The sequence below is a fragment of the Pandoraea commovens genome (assembly GCF_902459615.1).
In the GTDB taxonomy this organism is placed as follows: Bacteria; Pseudomonadota; Gammaproteobacteria; order Burkholderiales; family Burkholderiaceae; genus Pandoraea; species Pandoraea commovens.
The window spans coordinates 53,662-77,706 of the sequence record NZ_CABPSA010000006.1; the positions used below are offsets into that span (position 1 = coordinate 53,662).

Annotated in this window: 12 protein-coding genes; 6 read left to right on the forward strand and 6 right to left on the reverse strand. The window is 64.0% G+C overall.

What is annotated here, in order from left to right; all coding sequences use genetic code 11:
- Positions 1–34: 34 nt before the first annotated feature.
- From PCO31010_RS17445 to PCO31010_RS17465, 5 genes are all read right to left on the reverse strand, one after another.
- Positions 35–9,790 (reverse strand): autotransporter-associated beta strand repeat-containing protein, encoded by a 9,756-nt coding sequence (locus PCO31010_RS17445; protein WP_174984885.1) that lies wholly within the window; start codon positions 9,788–9,790, stop codon positions 35–37.
- Between the two features lie 553 nt (positions 9,791–10,343).
- A complete protein-coding gene (locus tag PCO31010_RS17450; protein WP_150665370.1) occupies positions 10,344–11,477 on the reverse strand; it encodes a 2-aminoethylphosphonate--pyruvate transaminase in 1,134 nt (377 codons plus the stop codon).
- Positions 11,478–11,542: 65 nt separating this feature from the next.
- Positions 11,543–13,336, reverse strand: coding sequence for a putative 2-aminoethylphosphonate ABC transporter permease subunit (locus PCO31010_RS17455; protein WP_150665371.1), 1,794 nt, complete (start codon positions 13,334–13,336; stop codon positions 11,543–11,545).
- A gap of 5 nt (positions 13,337–13,341) precedes the next feature.
- Positions 13,342–14,424: a putative 2-aminoethylphosphonate ABC transporter ATP-binding protein gene (locus PCO31010_RS17460; RefSeq protein WP_150665588.1), complete on the reverse strand. Its 1,083-nt coding sequence runs from the start codon at positions 14,422–14,424 to the stop codon at positions 13,342–13,344.
- A 106-nt stretch (positions 14,425–14,530) separates the two neighbouring features.
- Positions 14,531–15,571 (reverse strand): putative 2-aminoethylphosphonate ABC transporter substrate-binding protein, encoded by a 1,041-nt coding sequence (locus PCO31010_RS17465; protein ID WP_150665372.1) that lies wholly within the window; start codon positions 15,569–15,571, stop codon positions 14,531–14,533.
- 416 nt (positions 15,572–15,987) lie between these two features.
- Between PCO31010_RS17465 and PCO31010_RS17470 the strand changes: the two genes are divergently transcribed.
- From PCO31010_RS17470 to PCO31010_RS17490, 5 genes are all read left to right on the forward strand, one after another.
- Positions 15,988–16,713 carry a phosphonate utilization associated transcriptional regulator gene (locus tag PCO31010_RS17470; protein WP_150665373.1) on the forward strand — a complete coding sequence of 242 codons (726 nt, stop codon included), beginning with the start codon at positions 15,988–15,990 and terminating at the stop codon, positions 16,711–16,713.
- Positions 16,714–16,807: 94 nt separating this feature from the next.
- Positions 16,808–18,061 (forward strand): phosphonoacetate hydrolase, encoded by a 1,254-nt coding sequence (phnA, locus tag PCO31010_RS17475; RefSeq protein WP_150665374.1) that lies wholly within the window; start codon positions 16,808–16,810, stop codon positions 18,059–18,061.
- 116 nt (positions 18,062–18,177) lie between these two features.
- Positions 18,178–19,632: a phosphonoacetaldehyde dehydrogenase gene (phnY, locus tag PCO31010_RS17480; protein WP_150665375.1), complete on the forward strand. Its 1,455-nt coding sequence runs from the start codon at positions 18,178–18,180 to the stop codon at positions 19,630–19,632.
- A 252-nt stretch (positions 19,633–19,884) separates the two neighbouring features.
- Complete coding sequence (locus PCO31010_RS17485) at positions 19,885–21,711, forward strand: Na/Pi cotransporter family protein (RefSeq protein WP_150665376.1); 1,827 nt, start codon at positions 19,885–19,887, stop codon at positions 21,709–21,711.
- The gene (locus tag PCO31010_RS17490; protein WP_150665377.1) at positions 21,671–22,219 is read left to right on the forward strand and encodes a phosphonate degradation HD-domain oxygenase; all 549 of its coding nucleotides are present in this window, start codon (positions 21,671–21,673) and stop codon (positions 22,217–22,219) included. The genes PCO31010_RS17485 and PCO31010_RS17490 overlap by 41 nt, the downstream gene beginning before the upstream one ends.
- A gap of 74 nt (positions 22,220–22,293) precedes the next feature.
- Here the strand turns inward: PCO31010_RS17490 and PCO31010_RS17495 are convergent, their stop codons facing one another.
- On the reverse strand, positions 22,294–23,295 hold the full coding sequence (locus PCO31010_RS17495; protein ID WP_150665378.1) for a hypothetical protein: 1,002 nt from the start codon (positions 23,293–23,295) through the stop codon (positions 22,294–22,296).
- 278 nt (positions 23,296–23,573) lie between these two features.
- On the opposite strand from PCO31010_RS17495, the gene PCO31010_RS17500 reads away from it, so the two are divergent.
- Positions 23,574–24,026 (forward strand): hypothetical protein, encoded by a 453-nt coding sequence (locus tag PCO31010_RS17500; RefSeq protein ID WP_150665379.1) that lies wholly within the window; start codon positions 23,574–23,576, stop codon positions 24,024–24,026.
- The last annotated feature ends 19 nt before the right edge of the window (positions 24,027–24,045 follow it).

Below are 24,045 nucleotides of genomic sequence, written 5' to 3' on the forward strand. Positions count from 1 at the left end.
GGTCGTTAGAGGCGAGTCCCCACGACAGGACACATCAGAAGCGCCAATTGACGTTGCCGTACACCGAGTTGTCGCTGACCTTGCCGCCAAACTGACCCGTATAGCTCACGCCGAGCGTGACGGCATCGCTGACGAAGGCATCGATACCGGCGCTCACGACCGCTGCGTCACGGGCAATCGGCACGCCGCCCACGGTGAAGGCCGCAGACGTCCCCGAGAACGCCAGTTGCATGTCCGGGGCGTTCGCGCCGTAGGCATGACGCCACCCGGCTGACAGTCGTAAGCGTCCCGATGCCGCAAGCCCGGTCCCTGTGGCGAAGGGGATCTCACCGCGCAGGCCTACGGTGGAGAACGTGATGCCGTGCGACTGTTCGTCGGCATGGAGTCCGGCAATGCTGCCGGATTCGTCGAACGCGTCGGTGCGCACGCGTGTGTAAGCCACGTTCGCGAAGGGCTCGACGACGCGCCCGGCATCGAGACGCCACGCCGCCTCGCCGAACACCTGCCATACGGCAGCGTCGTATTTCGCCCGTGCTGTCTGTGCGACAGGACCGATGGCGATGGCGCGTTGCGTGCTGATCTGCTGCCAGCCGTATGCGCCGCCGACCGTGGCACCCAGACGTCCGAAGCGCCGATTCACATATGCGCCGATCTGCGCATCGTTGCTGTTGCCCGACGCGCTGGCACCTGTGTTGAACGTGCTGTGCCCCAGTCCGCCGAACATGCCCGCGCGCCATGCGTCGGCAAAGGGCGCGTCCACCCCGACGAGCATGCCCATGCCACGGCGATGCAGTGTCGCAGCCCCCGAGCCGCCATCGGCGACAGAGCGGTTACGCATCTGCCCGTCGTTGCCGTAGACGGATGCCCATGCCTGTGTCGCGCGCGGTTGTGAACGGCAATCGTCGCGCTGATCCGGTGACGTCATGCGGTTGCCCGCACGTTCGTCGCCCGATGCTGCTGTATTGCACTCCAGTGCGAGCGAGAGACTGTCGCGGAGTCGCTGCGAGACCGCGTCGCGTGCAATCTGCGACTGACCCAGCAGCATCGACGCCACTGACGCATGCAGACTCCCGTCGAGACTTTCGAACGCAGCGGGCGCGGTGGCGGCCGTCAGACCGAGCGCGGCCTGATAGAGCGCACTGCCGGTGCCCAGCGATGCGACCGCGGCGGCTACCGCGCGCTGATTCGGCGTGACGGCACCGGCGGGCAGGGGCGTACCGTTCGGCGCGAACGTCAGCAACACGGAGGTCGGCGTGTAGCTGACCTGTGGCGTGAGGTAGAGGAGGTTGGTGGACGTCGATGCGAATTGCCCGGAGACGCCGCCCGTCGCCGATACGACGACGGCCCCCGATGCATCTGCCGGTTGTGTCCCCGGTGCCGCGTTGACGACGAGATTGCTGCCGCCGACCGTGGCGCTCCCGGTGGTGCTGACCTGACTCGGCGCTGTGCCCGGGGCCGCGTTGACCTGCAACGTCGAACTCGGCGCCAGCGTGAGGTTGCCACCGACACTGAGCGTCGACCCTGGCGCACTGATGACGATCTGACTTCCGCTTGCGCCTGTCAGCGGTCCGGTCTGCGCGCCCGCACCCGAGCCACCGGCGCTGACCGGTGCAGGTGTCGTCAGCGTGGCTCCTGTCTGGACGGTGACCGGCGAGTTGGGCAGTCCACCGATACCTAGCGTGCCGCCCGCGACGGTGGTCGGTCCCGTCAACGGATTTTGCGCGCCCAGCGTGAGCGTGCCGCCACCGGTCTTCGTGAGACCGCCCGTGCCGGAAACGCTGCCGGGGAAATTGCCCGTCGCCACCGATACCGAACCGCCGTTAATCGTGAGTCCGCCCTGTGTCGTGCCGTTCAGCGACGGCAGTGTGACGTTGACGCCTTGTGTCGTCACGCTGCCCTGTGCGACGGTCAGCCCGCCGGTGCCTAACCCACCGGGCGACGTGAGCGTGACGCCGCCGCCATTCACTGTCGTGCCGCCCGTGAAGGTGTTCGCGCCGCCGAGTGTGACGCCCTGCGGGTTGTTCAACGACAAGCCGCCGTTACCGGAAATGCTCCCGCCAAGCGTCAGCGCAGCGGTGCCGCCGACGGACAGTGTCGATCCGTTGTTGAGTGTGATGCCGTTCGCGAGCGTCGCTGGCGCACTTGCGTTGAGTGCGCCACTACCGTTCACGGCAAGGCCGCCGGTGCCGAGCGACGCTCTGTTGCCGACGGTCAGCGTGCCTGCGTTCAACGTCGTGCCGCCGGTGAATGTGTTGGCTGCCCCCAGCGACAGCGAACCACTCCCGCTCTTGACCAGCCCGCCCGCGCCGGACAGCGTGCCGTCAAAGACGTGATTGCCGGTGTCGCCGGTCGTGAGCCCACCGCTGCCGAGAATGACCTGCGTGCCGGTGCCGCCGTTGAGCGTCGCGAGCACGAGCGGTGCCGTCGTGGCGGATGCGTCGAGCGTAGACCCTGCGTTGCCAAGCGAGATGCCCGAAGTGTTGCCGAGCCGCCCGGACGCGCCCAACTTCAACGTGCCGCCGGACACTGTCGTTTGTCCTGAGAACGTATTGTTTCCGCCGAGCGTTACCGTGCCGCTCCCTTGCTTTGTGATGCCGCCGGTACCGGTGATGCTGCCGTCGAAAGCGTTGTTCGCGGCACCACCCAGCGTGAGCGATTGCCCGCCGAGCGAGACCGTGGTGTTGGCGGCACCATCGAGTCCCCGGACAGTGACCGGTGTCGTCGCGCCGGAGAGATCGAGCGCGGTGCCACCCGCAAGCGTGACGTCGTTCGCCCCGCCAAGCGCGCCACCCGCCCCGAGCGCCAGCGTGCCGCCCGCCACGTCGATACCACCGGTGAACGTGCTCTGTCCCGTCAACGTCTGCGTGCCTGCACCGGCTTTGACGATGCCGCCGGTGCCCGCGATACCTGCGCCAAGCGTCTGATGGGTGGCATCGCCGAAGGTCAGCGTATTGCCGCCAACGTTCACAGTGCCGCCGGTGCCTGCAAGTGTCGCGAGTGTTTGATTACCGGCCGCCGCGATATCGAACGTCGCATTCGCGCCTGTGATCGCAACGTTCGCCCCACTGGCCAGTCGACCGGTCGCGCCGAGCGCGAGCGTGCCGTCTGCGACGGTGGTCGTGCCGGTGAACTGTTGCTGACCGAGGAGTGTTTGCGTGCCGCTGCCTTGCTTGACGATGCCGCCCGTGCCGCTGATCGTACCGCTCACGGTGTGGCTCGACGCATCGCCGAATGCCAGCGTATTGCTCCCGAGTGTGACGTTGGTGCCCGCCTGTGCCGTCAGCGCGCCGATCGCGCGATTGCCGTTTGCGCCGGAAATGTCGAGCGTTGCGCCCGCGTTCTGTAGCGTGACTGTGCCGTTGGAGGATAGCGTTCCCGCACCGCCGAGTGCCAGCGTCCCGGCCTGCACGACCGTGCCGCCAGTGAAGGTATTCGAGCCGGTCATCGTCTCGACGCCGGTCCCGACCTTCACCAGACTGCCGGTGCCCATCACGCCGCCGCTGTACGTCTCGTTCAGCCCGCTCGCGCCGACCTCCAGCGTATTGCTGCCCATGTTGACGTTGCCGCCACCGGTGAGTGCACCGAACGTTTGCGTGCCGTTGCCCGCCGACAGATCGAAGGTCGCGCCGGTCTGCACATCGACGACGCCCGCCGCATTCAGACTCGCGCCTGCGCCGAGTGCGAGCGTCCCGGCGTTGACGTGGGTCGCCCCGGCGTACGTGTTCTGACCGTTGAGGGTGAGCGTGGCCGCGCCGTTCTTCGTGATGCCACCTGCGCCGCTGATCGCACCGTTAAGCGTGAGGTCGTTCGTGCCGACGACGGTGAGATTGCCACCGAGGGTGATCTGATTGCCGAGCGTGCTGGCTTGCGTGGCGTCGATCGATGTCCCGTCGGAGAAGTTCACTGTGCCCGTACCCAACGCCGTATTACTACCCACTGAAATGCCACCTGCCTGAACGTCGACGCCGCCAGTGAAATCGCTATTCCCCGAGAGCGTCTGAACGCCGCTACCGAGCTTCACGAGACTGCCGCCTGCGCCGTGAATGTCGGACGCCAGTGCGCTGCCCGCAGCGTCCGCAAGCGTCAGCGTCGTGCCGCCGAGATTGAGGGCGCTGCCTGCGACACCGCTCACCGTCGCAGCGGTCTGATTGGGACCCGTGGAGAGATCGAGGACGGCCGTCGCGCCGTTGAGATTGGCGCTCTTGCCGCCGAGCTGCGTGCCGTTGCTCAGCGCCAGCGTTCCCGCGTCGATGCGGACATCGCTCGTCAACGCGACGCTACCGTTCAGCGTCTGTGTGCCACTGCCTTGCTTGATGAGGCCGCCCGTGCCATTGAGCGCGCCGCTGAAAATGGCGTTGTTGGTGCTGCCCAGCGTGAGCGTCTGCGTGCCGAAGTCGACGGTGCTGCCAGCGATTCCGCTGAGCGCACCGATGACGGGCGTCGTGGCGGCGCTCACATCGAATGTCGCACCGGACGCGACCGTCACATTGTTCGCATTCGACAGCGTGCCATTGGCATCCAGTGCGAGCGTGCCGTTATTCACGCTGACGTTCCCCGTGAACGTGTTCTGCGCACCGAGCGTGAGCCTGCCGCTGCCGTCCATGATCAGCGCGCCGGTCCCGGAGATGGCACTGGCGAGCGTGTCGTTATCGTTGTTGCCGACCGTCAGCGAACTGCCGCCGCCCAGCACGACGCTGCCACCGGTGCCGTACAGATGTCCCAGCGATTGATTCCCCGCCGCGCTGAGGTCGAGCACTGCCCCCGTCCCGGTGAGTGACACGGACGCGCCCGGCGCGAGGCTGGCCCCGGCGCCGAGCGCGAGTGTGCCGTTGGTAATTGTGGTGGTGCCGGTGTACAGCTGTGTGCCGAGCAGTGTCGTCGCGCCGCTGCCTTGTTTGACGAGATTGCCTGCACCGCTGATGACCGCTGCGACGGTATGCGTTGTTGCATCGCCGAACGTGAGCGTGTTGATCCCCAATCGAATCTGCGTGCCCGCATCGGCGGAGAGCCCGCCGATGGTGAGCGGTCCATTGGCCCCCGAGATGTCGAACGTCGATCCTGCGTTGGAAAGGGTGACGGCACCATTCGTAGCGAGCGTGCCTGCGCCGCCGAGGGCCAGCGTGCCCGCCTGAATGACGGTGCCGCCTGTGTAGCTGTTTTGTCCTGTGAGCGTTTCGGTGCCCGCGCCGATCTTGACGACCGATCCCGTGCCGGTGAGTCCGCCGCTGAACGTATCGTTGCCCGCTCCGCCAATTTCGGTGACCAGTGCACCGATGTTCACAGTGCCTGCACCGTCGATTGCACCGATTACTTGCGTGCCGTTGCCTGCTGAAAGATCGAGCGTTGCACCGCCGGCGACGCTCACGCTGCCCGTGGCATTGAGCGACGCACCGGCCCCGAGCGCCAGCATGCCCGCATTGATCGCCGTCGCGCCCGCATACGTGTTGTTGCCGCCCAGCGTGAGCGTTGCGCCGCCCAACTTGGTGATGCCACCGCTTCCCGACAGCGCGCCATTGAGCGTGAGGTCGTGACTGCCTAGGACGGTCAGCGTGCCGAGCAGTGTGGCGCTGTTGCCGAGGGTGACAGCTTGCGTGCTGTCGAGCGTTACGTTGTTTCCGAATGTCGCTGCCCCCGTGCCCAGCGCGAGGTCGTTGCCGACGACCAGTCCGCCAGAACCGACACGCACGCCGCCGGAGAAATCGCTGGCACCCGAGAGTGTCTGGACACTGGAGCCTGAGAAGACGAGCGCGCCTGTGCCGTGAATCGCGCCGCTGTATGTCGCGTCATGGAAATTGGTCAACGTCAGCGTTTGCGCACCCAGCGAGATGGCACTGCCGGTCACGCCGCTGAGAGCGCCGAGGGTCGAGGCGGCGCCATTGCTGATATCGAATACGCTGTTAGCGCCTCTGAGCCAGAGCGCGTTACCCCCTTGAAGCGCTGCGCCGCCCCCCAGTGCCAGCGTTCCGTCGGCGATGGCGATGGGACCCATATACATTTGCGTTGCGGTGATTGTTTGTTTGCCCGCGCCCTGTTTGACGAGCCCGCCCGTGCCGGTGATCGTGGCGGCGAGTGTCTGGTCGGTGGCGTCACCGAAGGTCAGCATGGTGGCGCCAAGCGCGAGTGTTCCGCCGGTGCCCGATAACGCGCCGATGGTTAGCGGCGCGGCCGCGCCGCTAACGTCGAACGTTGCTGTCGGGCCGCCCAGCACGACAGCGCCTTGCGACGCCAGCGAGCCGCTACCGCCGAGTGCGAGCACCCCGTCGTTGATGGTGGTGCCTCCCGTCCATCCTCCCGCGCCTGCGAGCGTGAGCGTCGCAGCCCCCGCCTTCTGAAGGGCGCCATTTCCCGTCACAGCACCCGTCAGTGTCAGATCCGCGCTACCAAGCACCGCAGACGTGCCGCCGAGCGTGATGTTGTTAGCGAGCGTCAGCGCTTGCGTCGTGTCGAGTGTGGTCTGGTCGGCAAGCGTGAGCGCTCCCGTGCCGAGCGCGTTCCCGTTGCCCAGCTGCAGCCCGCCAGCGTTGACCGTCACGCCGCCGGAGAAGTCGCTCGCACCGCCAAGCGTCTGCACGCCCCCGCCTTGTTTGATAAGCCCCCCTGTGCCGTGAATGCTGCCGTTGAACGTCTCCCCCGTGTTGTCGCCGAAGGTCAGCGTGTTCGCACCCAACTGCACCTGCGCGGTGCCGCCGCTGAGTGAGCCGATGGTCTGCGAACCGGCGGCGCTGATGTCCAGCGATGTGGAGCTATCGCCGAGCGTCACCGCGTTCTGCGCCGACAATCCGCCCCCCGCACCGATCACAAGCGAACCGCCGCCTACGACGACGCTGCCCGTAAACGTTTGTTGGGCGGTGATGGTTTGCGTGCCTGTCCCGAACTTGACGATGCCGCCACCGGTGCCGGTCAGCGTGCCCGCAAAGGTCTGGTTGGTGTTGTCACCGAAGGAGAGCGTGTTGTCGCCCAGATTGATCGTGCTGCCGACCGCACCCGACAGCGCGCTGATCGTCTGATTTTCACCGGCGCTGATATCGAGTGCCGCACCGCCCGCGATGCTGACCGGATTCGCCGACAGCGTGCCCGTGCCGCCAAGGGCGAGCGTTCCCTGATTGATGGTGATCTGACCGGTGAAGGCATTCTGTCCGGTCAGTGTTTGCGTGCCGGTGCCTTGTTTGACGATGCCGCCCGTACCGCCGAGGCTACCTGCGAACGTCTGGCTCGCCGCATCGCCGAGTGTGAGCGTGTTGCTGCCCAGTGTGACCTGGCTATTGGCTGTGCCGATCAGTGAGCCGATGGCGACCGGCCCCGCGCCGCCGATGTCGAACGTCGCACCGTCGGCGAGCGTGACGACGTTACTGCCCGCCAGCGCATTATTCCCCTGAAGTGCGAGACGTCCCGCTGCGACGTCGATGCCGCCCGTAAACGTCTGCGCGCCGGAGAGCAGCAGCGACCCCGTGCCTTGCTTGACAAGGCCACCGGTCCCGGAAATCGAGCCACCGAATGTCGTGTTTCCGGCGTCTCCGACAGTGAGCGTCTGATTGCCGATGAGGACCGTCGATCCGGTTACGCCGGAGAGCGCGCCGAACGTCATGTTCGCGGCGGTGGAGAGATCCAGCGTCGCTGTGCTGCCTGTCAACGCGAGCGGGGTGGCGTTGGCGAAGGCAGCCCCCTGAAGCGTCAACGTGCCTGCACGCACATTGATCCCGCCCCCGGCAGTGCTTGTGCCGGTCAGCGTCACGACACCTGTGCCTTGCTTGACGAGGCTCCCGCCACTGCCCGTGAACGCACCGGCGAACGTCTGATTGGTCGCGTCGCCAAACGTCAGCGCGTTGTTGCCGAGTGCGACCGACGTGTTGGCGATGCCCGACAGCGCGCCGATGGTTTGCGCCGACGCCTGACTGATGTCGAACGTGGTACCGCCGCCGAGCAGAGACACCGCACCGGTGCTGGCGAGTGAACCACCGGCCCCGAGCGTAATACCACCCGCGTTGATTCGGGTGCCGCCGGTAAAGGTGTTCACGCCGCTCAGCGTCTGCGTGTTGGCATTCGTCTTCACGATGCCGCCCGTGCCGCCGATGGCACCAGCGAACGTGCTGTTCGCGCTACTGCCGAGCGTCAGATTGTTGGCGCCGAGCGCGATTTGCGTGTTGCCGACGCCGGACAATCCCGAGACGGTTCTGTCGCCGTTCGCCGCCGACATATCGAAGACGGCACCGGCCCCGGAAAGCGCAAGCGGGGTACCGCCGATCTGCAAGCTGCCTGCGCCCGACAACGCCAGCGTTCCCGCCACGACATTGACACCCCCGCTGAACGTATTGGCCCCTGTCAGCGTGACGGTCTGCGCGCCCTGTTTGGCCAGGCTCCCGCTACCGCCGATCAGACCTGACAGCGTGAGCGCCGTGCTGCCGCCGAGCATCAACGTACTGCCGCCACCGATGGCAATCGTATTGGCGAGCGACACCGGTGCGCTGGCGTCGAGTACTCCGGTGGTGCCCGATACCTGAACCGTGCCGCTCCCAAGCGCTGTGCTGCTGCCCGCGACGAGCGTGCCGCTGGAGAGAAATGTCCCTCCGGAGTAGGTGTTGATGCCTGAGAGCGAGAGGCTTCCCGTGCCGCCCAGCGACACGCTGCCGGTACCGCTGACGACCCCGCCCAACGTCAGCGGGTTGGTCCCTGAGACAGAGAGGCCGTTGGTGCCCAGCGTCGTTGGCAAGGCAATCGTTAGTCCCGCACTGGCCGCTTGCATGGCCCCGCCGTTGACCGTGAGCGAGCCGGTGCCGAAACTGCCTGCGTTATCAAAAACGGCGAGACCACCGTTGAGCGTCGTCGATGTGACGGCCAGCGGACCGGTGAACGTCCACGTGCCGCCATTCACGGTGGCGCTCGTGAAGTTCACGTAGCTCGCGCCGTTCAGCGTGCCGGTGCCCGTCGTGGTCGCGTTGTTGGCGGAGTTGCGAAGCACCAGCGCGTTGGTGCCTCCTGCGCCTCCGTCGATCACGCCCGCCGCCGCGAAGCCCAGGTTGAAGCCGACGACGGGAAGCGCGCCAATGCCGGTACTGCCGCCGTCGTTGAACGTGGAGCCGGTGACTGCCGTGAACGTGTTGTTGCTGTTCGCGCCGAGCGAGACACTGCCGCTTAGCGTGCCCTCATTGCTGAACGTATTGCCTGTGCCCGTCGTGCCGTTGGGCTGAAAGGCGACGCGTCCGAGAATGGTCCCCGTGTTGGAGAAGTTGACGCCCGCGCCCCCATACGCCACCACCACCGGTGCGCTGCCGTTCCCCGTGAGCGTGACCCCGAGGATAGGCGTGGCTCCCAACGTGCCGCTGTTGTTGAGGGTCGTGGTGCCGCCAGTGGCGTTCTGCACTGTTAGCGCCAAACCCGTCAGCCCTGGCAGATTGACGCCCAACACTCCCACAGTGCCTCGCATGATCGCGTTGTTCGTCACGGTCTGCGTACTGCCACCGGCAGTGCCGTTGCCGATCACGGTGCCCGATGCGAGTAGCCCGATGCCGCCCAGCAGCGATGGGTCGATGGTGCCGCCGTTCACGAGCGTGACGTTGCTCCCCGTGAGCGACAACGCCGTGCCGCCCACGCCGAGCAACACACCGACACCGGCGCTGCTGTTGACGGTGACCTGCAAGTTGCTCGCGGCATTCGAATAGGACGGTGCGAGCGGATTCGCGGCGCCGCTACACGTCACGATATTGCCTGCTGTCGTGCAGGTCGCCCAGGACGTCGCTGGTGCCAACGCGCCGAGTACCACGATGCAGGCAAGGCATACGCGCGTGAGCGACATCGAGGGAACTGCCGCTCGAAGGATCGGGAACCGTCTTGCACGACGCACACGCGACGCCGGCGCGCCCGCATTCTGATGCGCTGTTTCCGGCGCGGGGACGACATCGACGCGGCAATGCCGCCAGACCAAACGATAGAGGTGCTTGTTCATCGTGCTCCGGTTCCCAATGGCATGGAGTGCAGAAAGGGGGCGATGCGCGATGGCAACGCGCCCTTGGCGGCGGCATTCGGGGGGAGGCGACGACAGCAGCAATGCAGTGACAGGGCTGCAGGACGAAGCGCTAATGCGCGATAAATGTGCGGGCCATTCTAGAAAGCGCGATGGGAAAGCGCCCGGGGTATGCCGCTGACGAGGCCCGCCGAGTGACATCGCGGGACGCGGGATTTGGCAGGGGAATCAAGGCCGTGCGTGGCCTTGTGAAGGACGAAGCGACGCCATTGCAGCGCCGCGAGAAACGCAGAGTTTCGGACGATTCCCTAAATCATCGACGGCGAGCGACCGCTTGGTTCACTCGCCGTCTTACAACGGTAGACGAACAACGATGTGTCGCTACCTACGCAGCGCGCGTGAGCGGCGCGACCTGACGAATGCCCAGCGACGCCAGCGACTGCGAGATCGCCGTGACGACGTTACGCATCTCGTTGTCGTCGATGGCACCGATGCAGCCGACCCGGAACGTCTCGATTTGCGTCAGTTTGCCGGGGTAGAGGATGTAACCGCGCTCGCGCACGGCTGCGTAGAACGCCTTGAAGTCGTACTTGCTGTCGGTCGGCGCATGGAACGTCACGATGACCGGCGCTTGTACCTCTGCTTCGAGGAATGGACGGAAGCCCAGCGACGCCATACCGTCCACCAACGCACGGCAGTTCTTCTGGTAGCGCTCACCGCGCACCGGCTGTCCGCCCTCGGCGAGGAACTGATCGACGGCGGCGCGCAGCGCGGCGACCACGTGTGTCGGCGGCGTGAAGCGCCATTGCGTGGTCTTCTGCATGTAGGTGTACTGGTCGTGCAAGTCCATCGCCAGCGAGTGGCTGTTGCCACTGCTCGCTTCGAGCACCGTCTTCTTCGCAATGACGAAGCCCATGCCCGGCACGCCTTCGAGACACTTGCCACTTGCGGCGATCAACGCGTCGAACGGCATCGAACGCACATCGATTTCCACCGCGCCGAACGAACTCATCGCGTCGACGATCAGCCCCTTGCCGTGCTTCTGGCAGACCCGTGCGATATCGGCCAGCGGGTTCAGCACGCCCGCGCCGGTTTCGAGATGGACCTGTGCGACGTGCGTGATCGACGGATCGCGCGAGAGCGCTTCGTCGATGGCCGCCGCACTGGCTGCCTGATCTTCGGCGATGGGCAGGGCGATGGCGTCCCGGCCGAGATAGCGGCAGATCTTCAGAATGCGCTGGCAGTACGCACCGTTATCCGGCACGAGAATGCGAGCGTTGCGTGGCGTGAGCGTACCGATCGCCGCTTCGACGGAGAACGTCCCCGAGCCTTGCAGCGGGACGCAGACGTATTCGTCGCCACCGTGCACAATGTCCACCAGATCGCGGCACAGCGACGCGGTGATGCGGTTGAACTGGGCGTCCCACGAACCCCAGTCGCGCAGCATGGCCTGTCGGGTGGCCGGCGACGTGGTGAGCGGGCCGGGGGTGAGCAGAATCGGTTCCTGACCGAGAATCATGACCGCCTCCTATTAAGCGGGGAAATAGCTGAAATTCGTAAGTAAGTGCGCGACCAAAACCAACTTCAATGTCCGTTGCGCGTGCCCGGCACCTTGCCGGACGGCCGACGCCACGCCTGCGTGTAACGCTCCACCACGATCTGCACGCCGTGATAGAGCAGGCACACCAGCATCGACGTGAGCACCACGAGCGTGGCCATCGCGGCGGCGGGTCCGATGGACCCGGTCTCATCCATGTTGACGATGGCGACCGACGCGAGCGACGTATCTGCGGAGTAAAGGAAGACGACGGCGGAGACCGTCGTCATCGCGTTGACGAAGAGATAGCGGCTGATGTCGATGATCGACGGCAGGCAGATCGGCGCGGACACGCGCCAGAATGTGCGGTAGAAGGGCACCTTGAGCGACGCCGACACGTACTCGAACTCGGGGTCGATCTGCTTGAGCGCCGTGACTGCCGTGAGGTGACTCGACGAGTAGTAATGCACGACGTTGACGATCACCAGAATCGCGAGCGTGCCGTACAGGTTGTGCAGCGGGTTTGCCTCGGAGACGAAGAAGAAAATGTAGCCCAGACCTAGTACCAGCCCCGGCACACCCATCGGCAGCACGGCCATCATGCGGATGAAGCCGCGCACCCACGCCATGCCGCGCGTCTTCTCCAGCAGGTAGGCGATGACGAAGATCGCTGCCGTTCCCCACACAGCGCACCAGAACGCCATCTGCAAGCTGTTGAGGTACGAGTCCACGGCACCGCTTTCGATCAGCCCGAAACGATAGTGACCAAGCGACAGACTGAAGTTGTATGGCCAGAACTTCACGAACGACGCGTACACCGCCATGCCCAGAATCGCGAGCATGATCGCGGCCATCCCCCAGCACAGCGTGGCCATGAGCCAGTCGAATCCGCGTGACGGCTTCGGCACATATGGCACCGCGCGCGCGGAGAGCAGCGCCTGCTGCTTGCGCTGCACGACCGAGTCCACCAGATAGGTAATGCCGACGGGCACCAGCAGCACCAGTCCGACGACTGCGCCCTTGGAGAAATCCTGCTGTCCGATCACCAGCTTGTAGATGTCGGTGGCCAGCACATTGAAATCACCGCCGATGACCTTGGGAATACCGAAGTCCGATATCGCGTAGGTGAAGACGATCATCGCCGCGCTGATCACCCCGTACTTCGCGCCGGGCAGCGTAATGGTGAGAAAGCGTCGCAGTGCGGGCGTACCGAGTGCATCGGCTGCTTCATACAGTCGTGCATCGGTGAGCGAGAGCGCGGTGATCAGAATCATCAGCGCATGCGGGAACGTGGCGTTCACGAGCGACATCACGATGCCCAGCGGGCCGTAGATGTCCACGTCGCCCATGAACGGACGCAGCAGTCCCTGATTGCCGAACCAGAAGATGAACGAGATGGCGGGCAGCAGCGTCGGGCCGAGAATCGGAATCAGTGCGATGTTGCGCAGCAGGGTCTTGTGGCGGATGCAGCTGCGCGTGAGCGCGTACGCGAAGATGAAGGCGAGCGGCACCGTAATGCAGGTCGTCACCATCGAGATCCATACGCTGTTCCAGATCGAGCCGAAGAGCGCAGGGGAGTGGAAATATTCGCGAAAGTGTCGCAACCCGACGAAGTGTCCGTCGTTGTCCTGCACGCTCTTGACGAGAATCGCCGCCATCGGCGCGAGCAGAAAGAGCACGCCTGCTGCGGCAGCGACCAGCAGCAGTGCCTGTGCGAGACGATCCGTCCAGTGCGAGGCGAGTCTTACCGGACGCACCGCTGACGGCGGCGGGCGATCCGTCGTCTTGGGCGATGCCGGATTGGCCGTCAGTGTCGAGCCTGCTGAACTTAAGGAACTCATCGTGGCTACCCCTGACGGAAGACGCGCACGGCGGCGCTCGGCACCGAGAAGCGCAGTGCGCCGCCCGTCGACGGTTGCAGGGCCTGCATGTCCGCAGGCGAGAGGTCGGCGTAGAGCGCGTGGTCGCAGGCGTGCATGCGCAGCGTCACGCGCGAGAAGGCCCCGAGAAACTCGATCTTCTCGACGTTGCCGTCGAACACGTTGGCGGTGTCGTCGAGGTCGTCCAGATCGCGCACGCGCACGTCCTCCGGCCGGAAGAAGACGCGGATGTCTTCGCCCGAGCGGCAGCCGTTGAGCGTGCCGCACGTCAGCTCGTACTGGCCGACGTGAACGCGTCCCGCGTCGCCCAGACGTGCGGGCAGGATGTTCGTCTTGCCCACGAAGTCCGCGACGAACGGCGTGGCCGGATGCTGATAGATATCACCGGGCGTGCCGACCTGTTCGATGACGCCGTTGTTCATCACGACGATGCGGTCGGCCATCGACAGCGCTTCTTCCTGATCGTGCGTAACGAGAATCGTGGTGATGCCCAGCCGTTGTTGCAGCGCGCGGATCTCGCTGCGCAGCCGCACGCGCACGCGGGCATCGAGCGCCGAGAGCGGTTCGTCGAGCAGCAACAGGCCGGGCGACGTCGCGAGTGCCCGTGCAATCGCAATGCGTTGCTGCTGGCCACCGGAGAGCTGACCGGGAAATTTGCCGCCTGCATCGGGCAACCCGACCATCGATAGCAGTTCGGCCACGCGCGCGTCGCGCTCGGCGCGTGGCACGCGACGGTTCGTCAGTCCATACGCCACGTTCTGTGCGACGCTCAGATTCGGAAAGAGTGCGTACGACTGGAAGACGATGCCGTAATCGCGCTGCATCGGCGGCAACGACGAGATGTCCCGTCCGTTTTGCGACAGCGTGCCCTGCGTCTGCGCCTCCAGCCCGGCGATGATGCGCAGCAGCGTGGTCTTGCCGCAGCCCGACGGACCGAGGAAGCAGAGCATTTCGCCACGCCGCACGGTGAGGTGGATGTCATGCAGCACCACGGTGCTGTCGAAGCGCTTGTGGATGCCTGCTAGGTGGAGATACGTGTCGTCGCTCATTCGGGAGACCTCCTGCATGGTTGTGCCGGTGTGCGTGAGTGCGCGTGCGGCGCGATTGATGCGATCGATGCGATCAATGCGGGCCGCACGCTGCGTCATCACGTCGTCACTTCTTCTCCGACTTCGCGCCGTAGCGTTTCTGCCACTCGGCAAGCACCGACTCGCGGCTCTTCGCGATGTCCGTGAAGTCGTTCTTCACGAGCATGTCGGGGTAGTTGGCCGGAATGGTCTCGAACTTCTTCGCGACACCCGGGTAAGCCACGATGGCCCAGTCCTTCGCGTACATCTCGTTGGCTTCCTTGCTTGCGAGCCAGTCCATGTAACGCTTGGCGGCGTCGAGCTTCTTGGTCGTCTTCACGATGCCCGCCGCTTCGATGTCGTAGCCCAGCCCTTCCTTGGGGAACACGAGATCGATGGGCGCGCCCGCCGCCTTGGTGCGATGCGCATTGAATTCGAACGAAATGCCGATGGGGTACTCGCCCGCGCCCGCGTCGCGACACGGCTTCGAGCCCGAGTGCGTGTACTTCACGATGTTCTTGTCGAGCGCGTCCATGTACTTCCAGCCGCCGTCCTTGCCGAACATCTGCAACCAGGCCGTGACGTCGAGAAAGCCTGTGCCGGACGTAGCCGGGTTGGGCATCACGATCATCCCCTTATAGATGGGCTTGGCGAGGTCTTCCCACGACGTGGGCTTGGGCAGATTGCGCTTGGCCGCTTCCACGGTGTTGAAACAGACGGTCGCGCCCCACACATCGAGACCGACCCACGACGGCGGATTAGCCTTATCGCTATAGGCGCGCGTGAGTTGATCGAAGCCCTTAGGCGCGTACGGCGTGAGCAGGCCTTCCTGCTTGATGAGTTCGAGACTCGACGCGGCAAGCCCCGCGATCACGTCTGCCTGCGGGTTGGCCTTCTCCGCGAGTACCTTGGCCGTGACTACGCCAGTGGAGTCGCGCACGTACTTGATCTCGATGTCCGGATTCGCCTTCTGGAACGCTTCGGCATACGGACGCATGACCTCGACTTCCCACGCGGTATAGACGGTCAGCGTGGTCTTCGCGAGCGCGTGACCGGCCTGTGCAGCGCAGACGAGTCCTGCGGCGAGGACGGCGGCAGCGCGCATGGCACGGCGCAAGGATGAATTCATGGATGGCTCCTGTGGGTCGCGATCAGGGTCGCGTTGTAAGTACACTCGACAGCCTTCTGTGAGGCGATTTGTTGCATGATATTGGCAAATTATGTCGTTTTCTTGAAACCCTTGGCTTTTGTCATCTGTTCGTCAAATACCTCCAATAGTATGGAAATCGTTGATTCAGATAGGGTTTTGTCGCTGCCGCAATCGACTCGACCCGACGGTGTTGCAAAATCTGTCTGCAATGTCGGATGTGTTTTGTTGACAATCTACAAATTGCTGTGCTTGAATGTCAACAACAAAAATAATCACGTGATGCCACAAATTGCCAAGTTTCGATGGGACGGCGGTTTGTGTCCCGGTGCTAGGGCGCCGACGTCACGCGATGGCATCAATGTCCAGAGCACTGTTTTGAAAAAGGGAAGGCCGGTATGACTCCGAAGCCCACGTCGCCAACCGCAATCGAGTTGTTGCAGAGCCAGTCGCTCACCACGCTCGTCCAGCACGAAATCGAGCGCCAGATCATGGCGGGCACGCTCACGCCGGGGACCAAGCTCAACGAGATCGAGGTGGCGGGCAGCCTTGGCGTGTCGCGCGGTCCGGTGCGTGAAGCGTTCCGGGCGCTGGAAGAAGCAGGCCTGCTGCGAACCGAAAAGAATCGCGGCGTCTTCGTGCGGGTCATCTCGCTTGAAGAGGCCGAAGAGATTTACGCGCTGCGTGGCGTCCTCGACGAGTACGTCGCCCGCACGCTGGCCGAGGTAATCACCTCCGAGCAACTCACGCGCTTGCGTGAATCCGTCGAGGCGATGCATCACGCGGTAGAAAACGGCGACAGCGAGGGCTACTACCGACTCAACCTGGCGTTTCACGATGCGCTCGTCGAGATGGTCGGCAACCGCAAGTTGCTGGAAACGTATCGCCGTCTGGTCAAGGAGCTGAGCCTGTTCCGTCACGAAGCGCTGACCGGCGACTCGTCCGCGCCGCCGAAGTCGGAGCGTGAGCACCGGGACATCGTGAGCGCGATTGCGTCGCGCGATCCCGAGCGTGCCGCGCAAGTCACGCGCGACCACCTGGTGCGAGGCCGTACGCGTATTCGCGAAATGCTCGCGCGTGCGCCCGGTGCATCGGGGGCTGGGCCGCAGGCAAAGGCAGGCTAAGGATTGTCTTGTTGATATTTCGGCCGCATGCAGGCCATCGCACGAAGCGCGATGCCCATTACGGTCAACCGAGTGGTTATTGAGGAGAACCGACGTGAACCAGCCCGCACAGATTCAAGTGAACGGCCGTCAGTACCGCCTGCCGAAGCAACCGACCGTCATCGTATGCGTCGACGGTTGCCAGTTCGAGTACATCGAAGCCGCTGCCGCCGCTGGCGTTGCGCCCTATCTGAAGCGTTTGCTCGCTGAGGGTGCCGTCTTCCAGGGCGACTGTGTCGTGCCGTCGTTCACCAACCCGAACAACCTGTCGATCGTGACCGGCGCGCCCCCCGCCGTGCACGGCATCTGCGGCAACTACTTCTTCGACCCGGCCGCCAACGGCGGTCGTGGCGCGGAAGTCATGATGAACGACCCCGCCTACCTGCGCGCGGGCACCGTGTTTGCGGCGGCTGCCGACGCCGGTGCGAGTCTTGCCGTCGTGACCGCCAAGGACAAGCTGCGCAAGTTGCTCGGCTATCGCATGAAGGGCATCTGCTTCTCGTCGGAGAAGGCCGATCAGGTCACGCTAGAAGAGAACGGCATCGAAGACGTGGTCGACCTCGTCGGCATGCCGGTGCCGGACGTCTATAGCGCAGAACTCTCCGAGTTCGTGTTCGCGGCGGGCGTGCGCTTGCTGGAGACGCGTCACATCGACCTGATGTATCTCTCGACGACGGACTACATCCAGCACAAGTGGGCCCCGGGCACGGACGGCGCGAACGCCTTCTACGCGATGATGGACAAGTACCTCGCGCGGATGGACGAACTCGGTGCGGTCATCGGCTTGACCGCCGATCACGGCATGAACGCCAAGCACGATCCGAAGACCGGCCAGCCCAACGTCATCTATTTGCAGGACTTGCTCGACGACTGGTTCGGCAAGGGCGTGGAAGCGGGCGGCGCACGCGTGATCCTGCCGATCACCGATCCGTACGTGGTGCACCACGGTGCGCTCGGTTCCTACGCCACGATCTATCTGCCCAAAGACGCCGATCGCGACGCCATTCGCACACGCATCGCCGCGCTGCCGGGCATTGAGGTGGTGCTGACCAACGCCGAAGCCTGTGCACGTTTCGAGCTGCCGCCCGATCGCGTAGGCGATCTGGTGGTCGTGAGCGATCAGTCGGTCGTGCTGGGCACCAGCGCGAGCCGCCACGATCTGTCGGGACTGACGGTGCCGCTGCGCTCGCACGGCGGTATCTCGGAGCAGACGGTGCCGTTGCTCTTCAATCGCAAGACCGAAGGGATTCCGGGCAAGGCGCGACTTCGTAACTTCGACATTCTCGATGTGGCGCTGAATCACGTTTAAGACACGTTGGATTGACGTCTGACCCAAGAGCAGAGCATGAGCGCCAGGGTCGAACGAACCTCAGAACGTTCGAACGACCCGGCCCCTGTCCAGTTAGAGACGCAGTGGAGAACCCCATGAACGCGCCGCACAAGCTGCACCCCGAGTTCCGCGCCGAAGCGCTTCGCATCGGTGGCGAAAAAGTGACCCGCGAACGGATCATCGAAGTGTTCAATCCGTATTCGGGCGATCTGGTCGGCACCGTGCCGAAAGCCTCGCTCGACGATGTGCGTCGCGCGTTCTCGATTGCCAAGCAGTACCGCTCCACGCTCACGCGTTTCGAGCGCGCCAACATTCTGGAGAAGGCGGCCGCACTGTTGCGCGCACGCACGGCGGAGGCGGCGGCCATCATCACGATGGAGTCGGGGCTCTGCAAGAAAGACGCCGTCTACGAAATCGGCCGCGTCGCCGACGTGCTGGGTTTCGCCGCAGGCGAAGCGCTCAAGGACGACGGACAGGCGTTCTCATGCGATCTCACGCCGCACGGCAAGAAGCGTCGTGTGGTGACGCAGCGCGAGCCGCTGCTGGGCGCGATTGCGGCTATCACGCCGTTTAATCACCCCATGAATCAGGTGGCGCACAAGGTCGCGCCGTCGATTGCGACGAATAATCGGATGGTGCTCAAGCCGTCCGAGAAGGTGCCGCTCTCAGCTTACTATTTGGCCGACACGCTGTATGAAGCCGGTCTGCCGCCGGAGATGCTGCAAGTGATCACCGGCGATCCGATGGAGATTGCCGACGAGCTGATCACGAACGAGAACATCGACATGATCACGTTCACGGGCGGCGTGTCGATCGGCAAGTACATCGCGTCCAAGGCGGGTTATCGCCGCATCGTGCTGGAGCTGGGCGGCAACGACCCGCTGATCGTGATGGAGGACGCCGATCTGGAGCGCGCGACCGATCTCGCGGTGCAAGGGTCGTACAAGAACTCGGGTCAGCGTTGCACGGCGGTCAAGCGCATGCTGGTGCACAAGGACATCGCCGCGCAGTTCACCGAACTCGTGGTCGAGAAGACCCGTGCGTGGAAGTACGGCGATCCGGCCGATGGCGACAACGACATGGGCACGGTGATCGACGAAGCGGCCGCGCGCCTGTTCGAGTCGCGAGTGAACGAAGCGGTGTCGCAGGGGGCGCGTCTGCTGGTCGGCAATAAGCGCGAGGGCGCACTGTATTCGCCGACGGTGATCGACCGTGTCGACCCGAAGATGACGGTGGTGCGCGAAGAGACCTTCGGGCCGGTGTCGCCGATCATCACGTTCGGCAGCATCGACGAAGCCATCGCCATCTCCAACGGCACTGCGTTCGGCCTGTCGTCCGGCGTTTGTACGAACCGGCTTGATTATGTGACGCGTTTTACCAACGAATTGCAGGTCGGGACCGTCAACGTGTGGGAAGTGCCGGGGTATCGCATCGAACTGACGCCGTTCGGTGGTATCAAGGACTCCGGGCTTGGCTATAAGGAAGGGGTTCAGGAGGCGATGAAAAGCTTCACTAACACCAAGACCTTCACCTTGCCGTGGGGCGTCTGAGCGAGACGTAGCAGAACCAGCGCAAAAATTGTGACAATTTGATGACAGGATTGTTGCGCTGGTCAAATTGGTGTACGGTGTATCGATTGGGGATACGCATGACGCGTGAACTTACTTGCGTGAACTTAACATGCATCCCGACGCCAGTGTTCGTCTGACGCGGGATGCCGGTTTAGAAAACCAGGCCACGCGTCATGTTGGCGGCGCGAAGCGCTGCCTGTCCCGTCGACAATAAGATCACGGAACACTGGCATGCTGACTCTGCTCAACCTTCTTTCCGGCGTGGCGATGCTGATCTGGGGGACGCACATTGTGCGTACCGGGGTCCTGCGCGTCTATGGTGCCGACCTGCGACGCATTCTGTCGCACAGCATCTCGAACCGCTTCCTCGCCTTTGCGGCGGGCGTGCTCGTCACGGGCCTCGTGCAGAGCAGTAACGCGACGGCGCTCATCGTGTCGTCGTTCGGCGCGCAGGGGCTGATCGCGCTGGCGCCCGCCCTGTCGATCATGCTGGGGGCCGACGTCGGTACCGCCCTGATGGCGCGGATCCTGACGTTCGATCTGCACTGGCTCTCGCCGCTGCTGATCTTCTTCGGCGTCATCTTCTTCCTCTCACGAAAGCAGACGCGCGCAGGCCAGCTGGGCCGCGTGTCCATCGGCCTCGGGCTGATCATCCTGGCGTTGCAACTGATCGTGGGCGCGACCACGCCCATGACCGAAGCCGCCGGGGTGAAGGTGCTGTTCGGCTCGCTGACGGGCGACGTCATGCTCGACACGCTGATCGGCGCGCTCTTCGCGATGGTGTCGTATTCGAGCCTCGCCGCCGTGCTGCTGACGGCGACGCTGGCGTCTTCCGGTGTCATCTCGCTCAAAGTGGCGCTGTGTCTCGTGATCGGCGCGAACCTCGGCAGCGGCATGCTGGCGATGCTGACGTCGGCCGGTCAGAACGCGGCGGGGCGTCGTGTGGTGTTCGGCAGCCTCATCTTCAAGCTGATCGGCTGCCTGATCGTGCTGCCGTTCGTCGACTATGCGCCGATGCTGGTGAGCTGGCTCTCGGACGCCCCTGCGCAAGCCGTCGTCAACTTCCACGTGCTGTACAACCTCGTTCGCTGCCTTGTCTGCCTCGCGTTCACCGAGCCGATGGCGCGTTTGTGCGTGCGTCTGTTGGCCGAAAAGCCGGAAGCCGATGGTGTTACGCGTGCCCGACATCTCGACGAGAGCGCGCTGGAAATGCCTTCGGTAGCGCTGGCGAATGCCACGCGTGAAACGTTGCGCATGGGCGACCTCATCGAGCAGATGCTCAACGGGTTGCTTTACGTCATCAAGAGTAATGACGTGGCGCGCGCCCGAGAAACGCGCCGTCTGGACGACGATGTCGACCATCTTTACACCGCCGTGAAGATGTACCTGACGCGCGTGTCGCGCGAAAACCTCAGCGAGCAGGACAGCCGCCGCTGGACGGACATCATCTCGCTCACTATCAATCTCGAGCATGCGGGCGACATCATCGAGCGCATGGTGGTGGAGGTCGAGGAGAAGAAGATATCGCACAAGCTGTCGTTCTCGGAGGCGGGGTTGCAGGAGATTTGCGACATGCACGCGCGGCTGGTGACGAACCTGCAACTCGGCCTGTCGGTGTTTCTGAATACGGATTTACGCAGCGCGCAGCGGTTGATGGCTGAGAAGGAGAGCTTCCGCGATCTGGAGCGCGCGTATTCGTACACGCACCTGAATCGTCTGGCGGGCCAGTCGGTGCAGAGTATCGAGACGTCTTCGCTGCACCTGGATATCATCAGCGACATGAAGCGTCTGAATTCGCTGTTCTGTTCGACGGCGTATCCGGTACTCGACGACGCGGGCGCGCTGCGCAAGAGCCGCATGCGCGACAAGCCGAAGGAAGCCAAGGACGGCAAGGACAACAAGGATATGAAGACGCCGAAGGAAACGAAGGCGTCGAAACTGGCGGCGTTTGCCGATGTCGCGACGGCCGCTGCCGGGGCTGCCCCCGATTCTCGCGATGACAACGAGAGTTCTCACGATGGCCCTGAGCCTGCCGGACATCCGCACCCTGTTCGATAAATTCGGTTCGATCGCTTACAGCGGCGAACCCGTCACCCAACTGGAGCACGCGCTGCAAAGCGGCGCGCTCGCCGAAAGCGAGGGCGCCGACGAGGCGCTCGTCGCCGCCAGTTTCCTTCACGATCTCGGCCATCTGCTCAATCTTCAGGGCGAAACGCCCACCGAGCGCGGCATCGACGATCTGCATCAATACTTCGCACTGCCGTTCCTCAGGCCGCTCTTCAGCGACGCGGTCCTCGATCCGATTCGTCTGCATGTGGACGCCAAGCGTTGCCTTTGCGCCGTCGATCCCGAGTACTACGGCAAGCTGTCGGTGGATTCGGTGCGCAGTCTCGCGCTGCAAGGTGGCGTGTTCGGCGATGACGAAGCGAAGGCGTTTCTTGCACGCGAGCATGCCGAGGCGGCGCTTCGCCTGCGTCGCTGGGACGACCGCGCGAAGATCGCCGGTATGCAGACGCCGCCGCTCGATCACTACATGAAGGTGCTGGAGCGCGTGACGATTCAGTGACGTGAGTGAAAAGAAGTAAGGCCGCGCCGGGAAGAATCCGGCGCGGCCTTTTTGCTTTTGACGTCAGATGCGATTCAGTGCGGCAACTTCGCGCGCCATGCCGACGGCAGCAGGCGAAGCACGACCCGACGCGACGGTTGCCAGAACACCGAGAGCAACAGCAGCACGCCGCCGACGATCACCGCCGTGGCTGGCAGCGACATGCTGGAGTGCGTGTAGAGTTCGTCGCCGTTCGCGGCGGGCGTCATGAACATCCGCAAGATTGCGCTCATGACGTATAGCAGCGACGACAGCATCAGCGCGCGACGGTCGATGGCGAGCGACACGGCAGTGAGCAGCACGAATACGGCGATGACCGCGCCGGGGTGATTCGGTGCGAGCATCCAGAAGATCGGATGCGTGACCATGCAGGCGGCGAGCAGGTGCAGCCAGAAGGCCACATCGGAGCGGATGCTCGTGCGTTGCGGATCCTGTGCATCCCATCGCAGTGCCCAGATGAAAATCGCCAACCCGACGACGACGTTCGCCACCAGCAGCCAGCCATTGTTCTCGGTCAGTACCAGCACATGCGCCCACACTACTGCGACAACGCCCGCCACGCCCATGGCAATCACAGCGGGTACGCGGAAGCGCCACCAAAAGAGGGTGGCACCGAGCGCCGTGCAGACGCAGGTGGCGACGAGCGTCCACCAGCTCATCGAGGCACGCACGCTTTCTCCTCCCTGATGCAGCAGTGACGCGTTCCCGAAACCGAGCATTGCTGCGGTGCTAACGAAGCTGAACGAGAAGCAGAGTGCGGGCAGCGCCATACGGCGACGCCGCACGAAGATCTCCGAGAGTCCCCACGTGATGGCGGCGGCGATCAGCATCTGCAGCCACGAGGGCAGCGATGCCGTGAGCCACACCGTGCCGAACGAAAGCAGCCACGACGCGACGACGACGAAGATGTCGTTAAAGCTCGTGACCAGCCGCAGCGGTTCGTCATCGATACGCTGCTGAGTCAGCGGTGCAGACGGAGGAGCGAAGGGGGCATCGGAAGGCGCGCGTGTCGGTGTCTGGAGATCGGGTGTCGTCATGTTTCGATGAACTTTGGGATTCGTAGAGCGAAGTGTACCGGTCTGATCGATCAGACCGCCTCAAATTCCCCGGGGCCGGGCGCAAACGCTTGGAGTTGTTGATGTAAGCGGGCGTGCCGTCGATCGATCCATGATGTGTCTTCCCATCACCATCTTGCGGAAGGTCCCAAGTTGCGTTGTCGGGAGACGTCAACCCGAAGGTGACCGTCCGAATCGCAAAGGTTTGCGTTCGATAGGTGACACGATGAAATCTCCCCCCCACCCGACGGAGATTCGTCATGAACGTGAGTGCGCAAACGGTCGCTCAACAAATCACAACGTCCGAGATCCAGCAGGCCGGGACAACATCGCCACCTGCGGAAGGTTTCAATGCTGACTTGGAAGGAACGCGAAATGTGGCTTGGTTTGAAGATGGCGCGGCGACGACGGGTGCTCAGGTCGACGGCGCCACCGGGCTGTTGGCACCTATGTCGTGCGGTCTCGCGTCCGGAGGCGGAAGCGAGTGCGGGCAGCGGATTGTGGACATGATGAAGGCGGCGGCTGCCGAGCGCATTGCGATCTGGGAAAAGCTGTTGAGCGATTGCAACAAAAGCGAGCTCGAAACCTTCAAGTCCTACTTTAAAGGCAATCTAATTCCGCAGATGTTCGATGGTAAGGATTGGCACCTTGCGAGAGCGGCCATTGCTAGCGCCGAAATGCGCTTGAGTGTGCAACCGGAATCGTCGACCTGAAGCTGAAATCTCCCCCAAC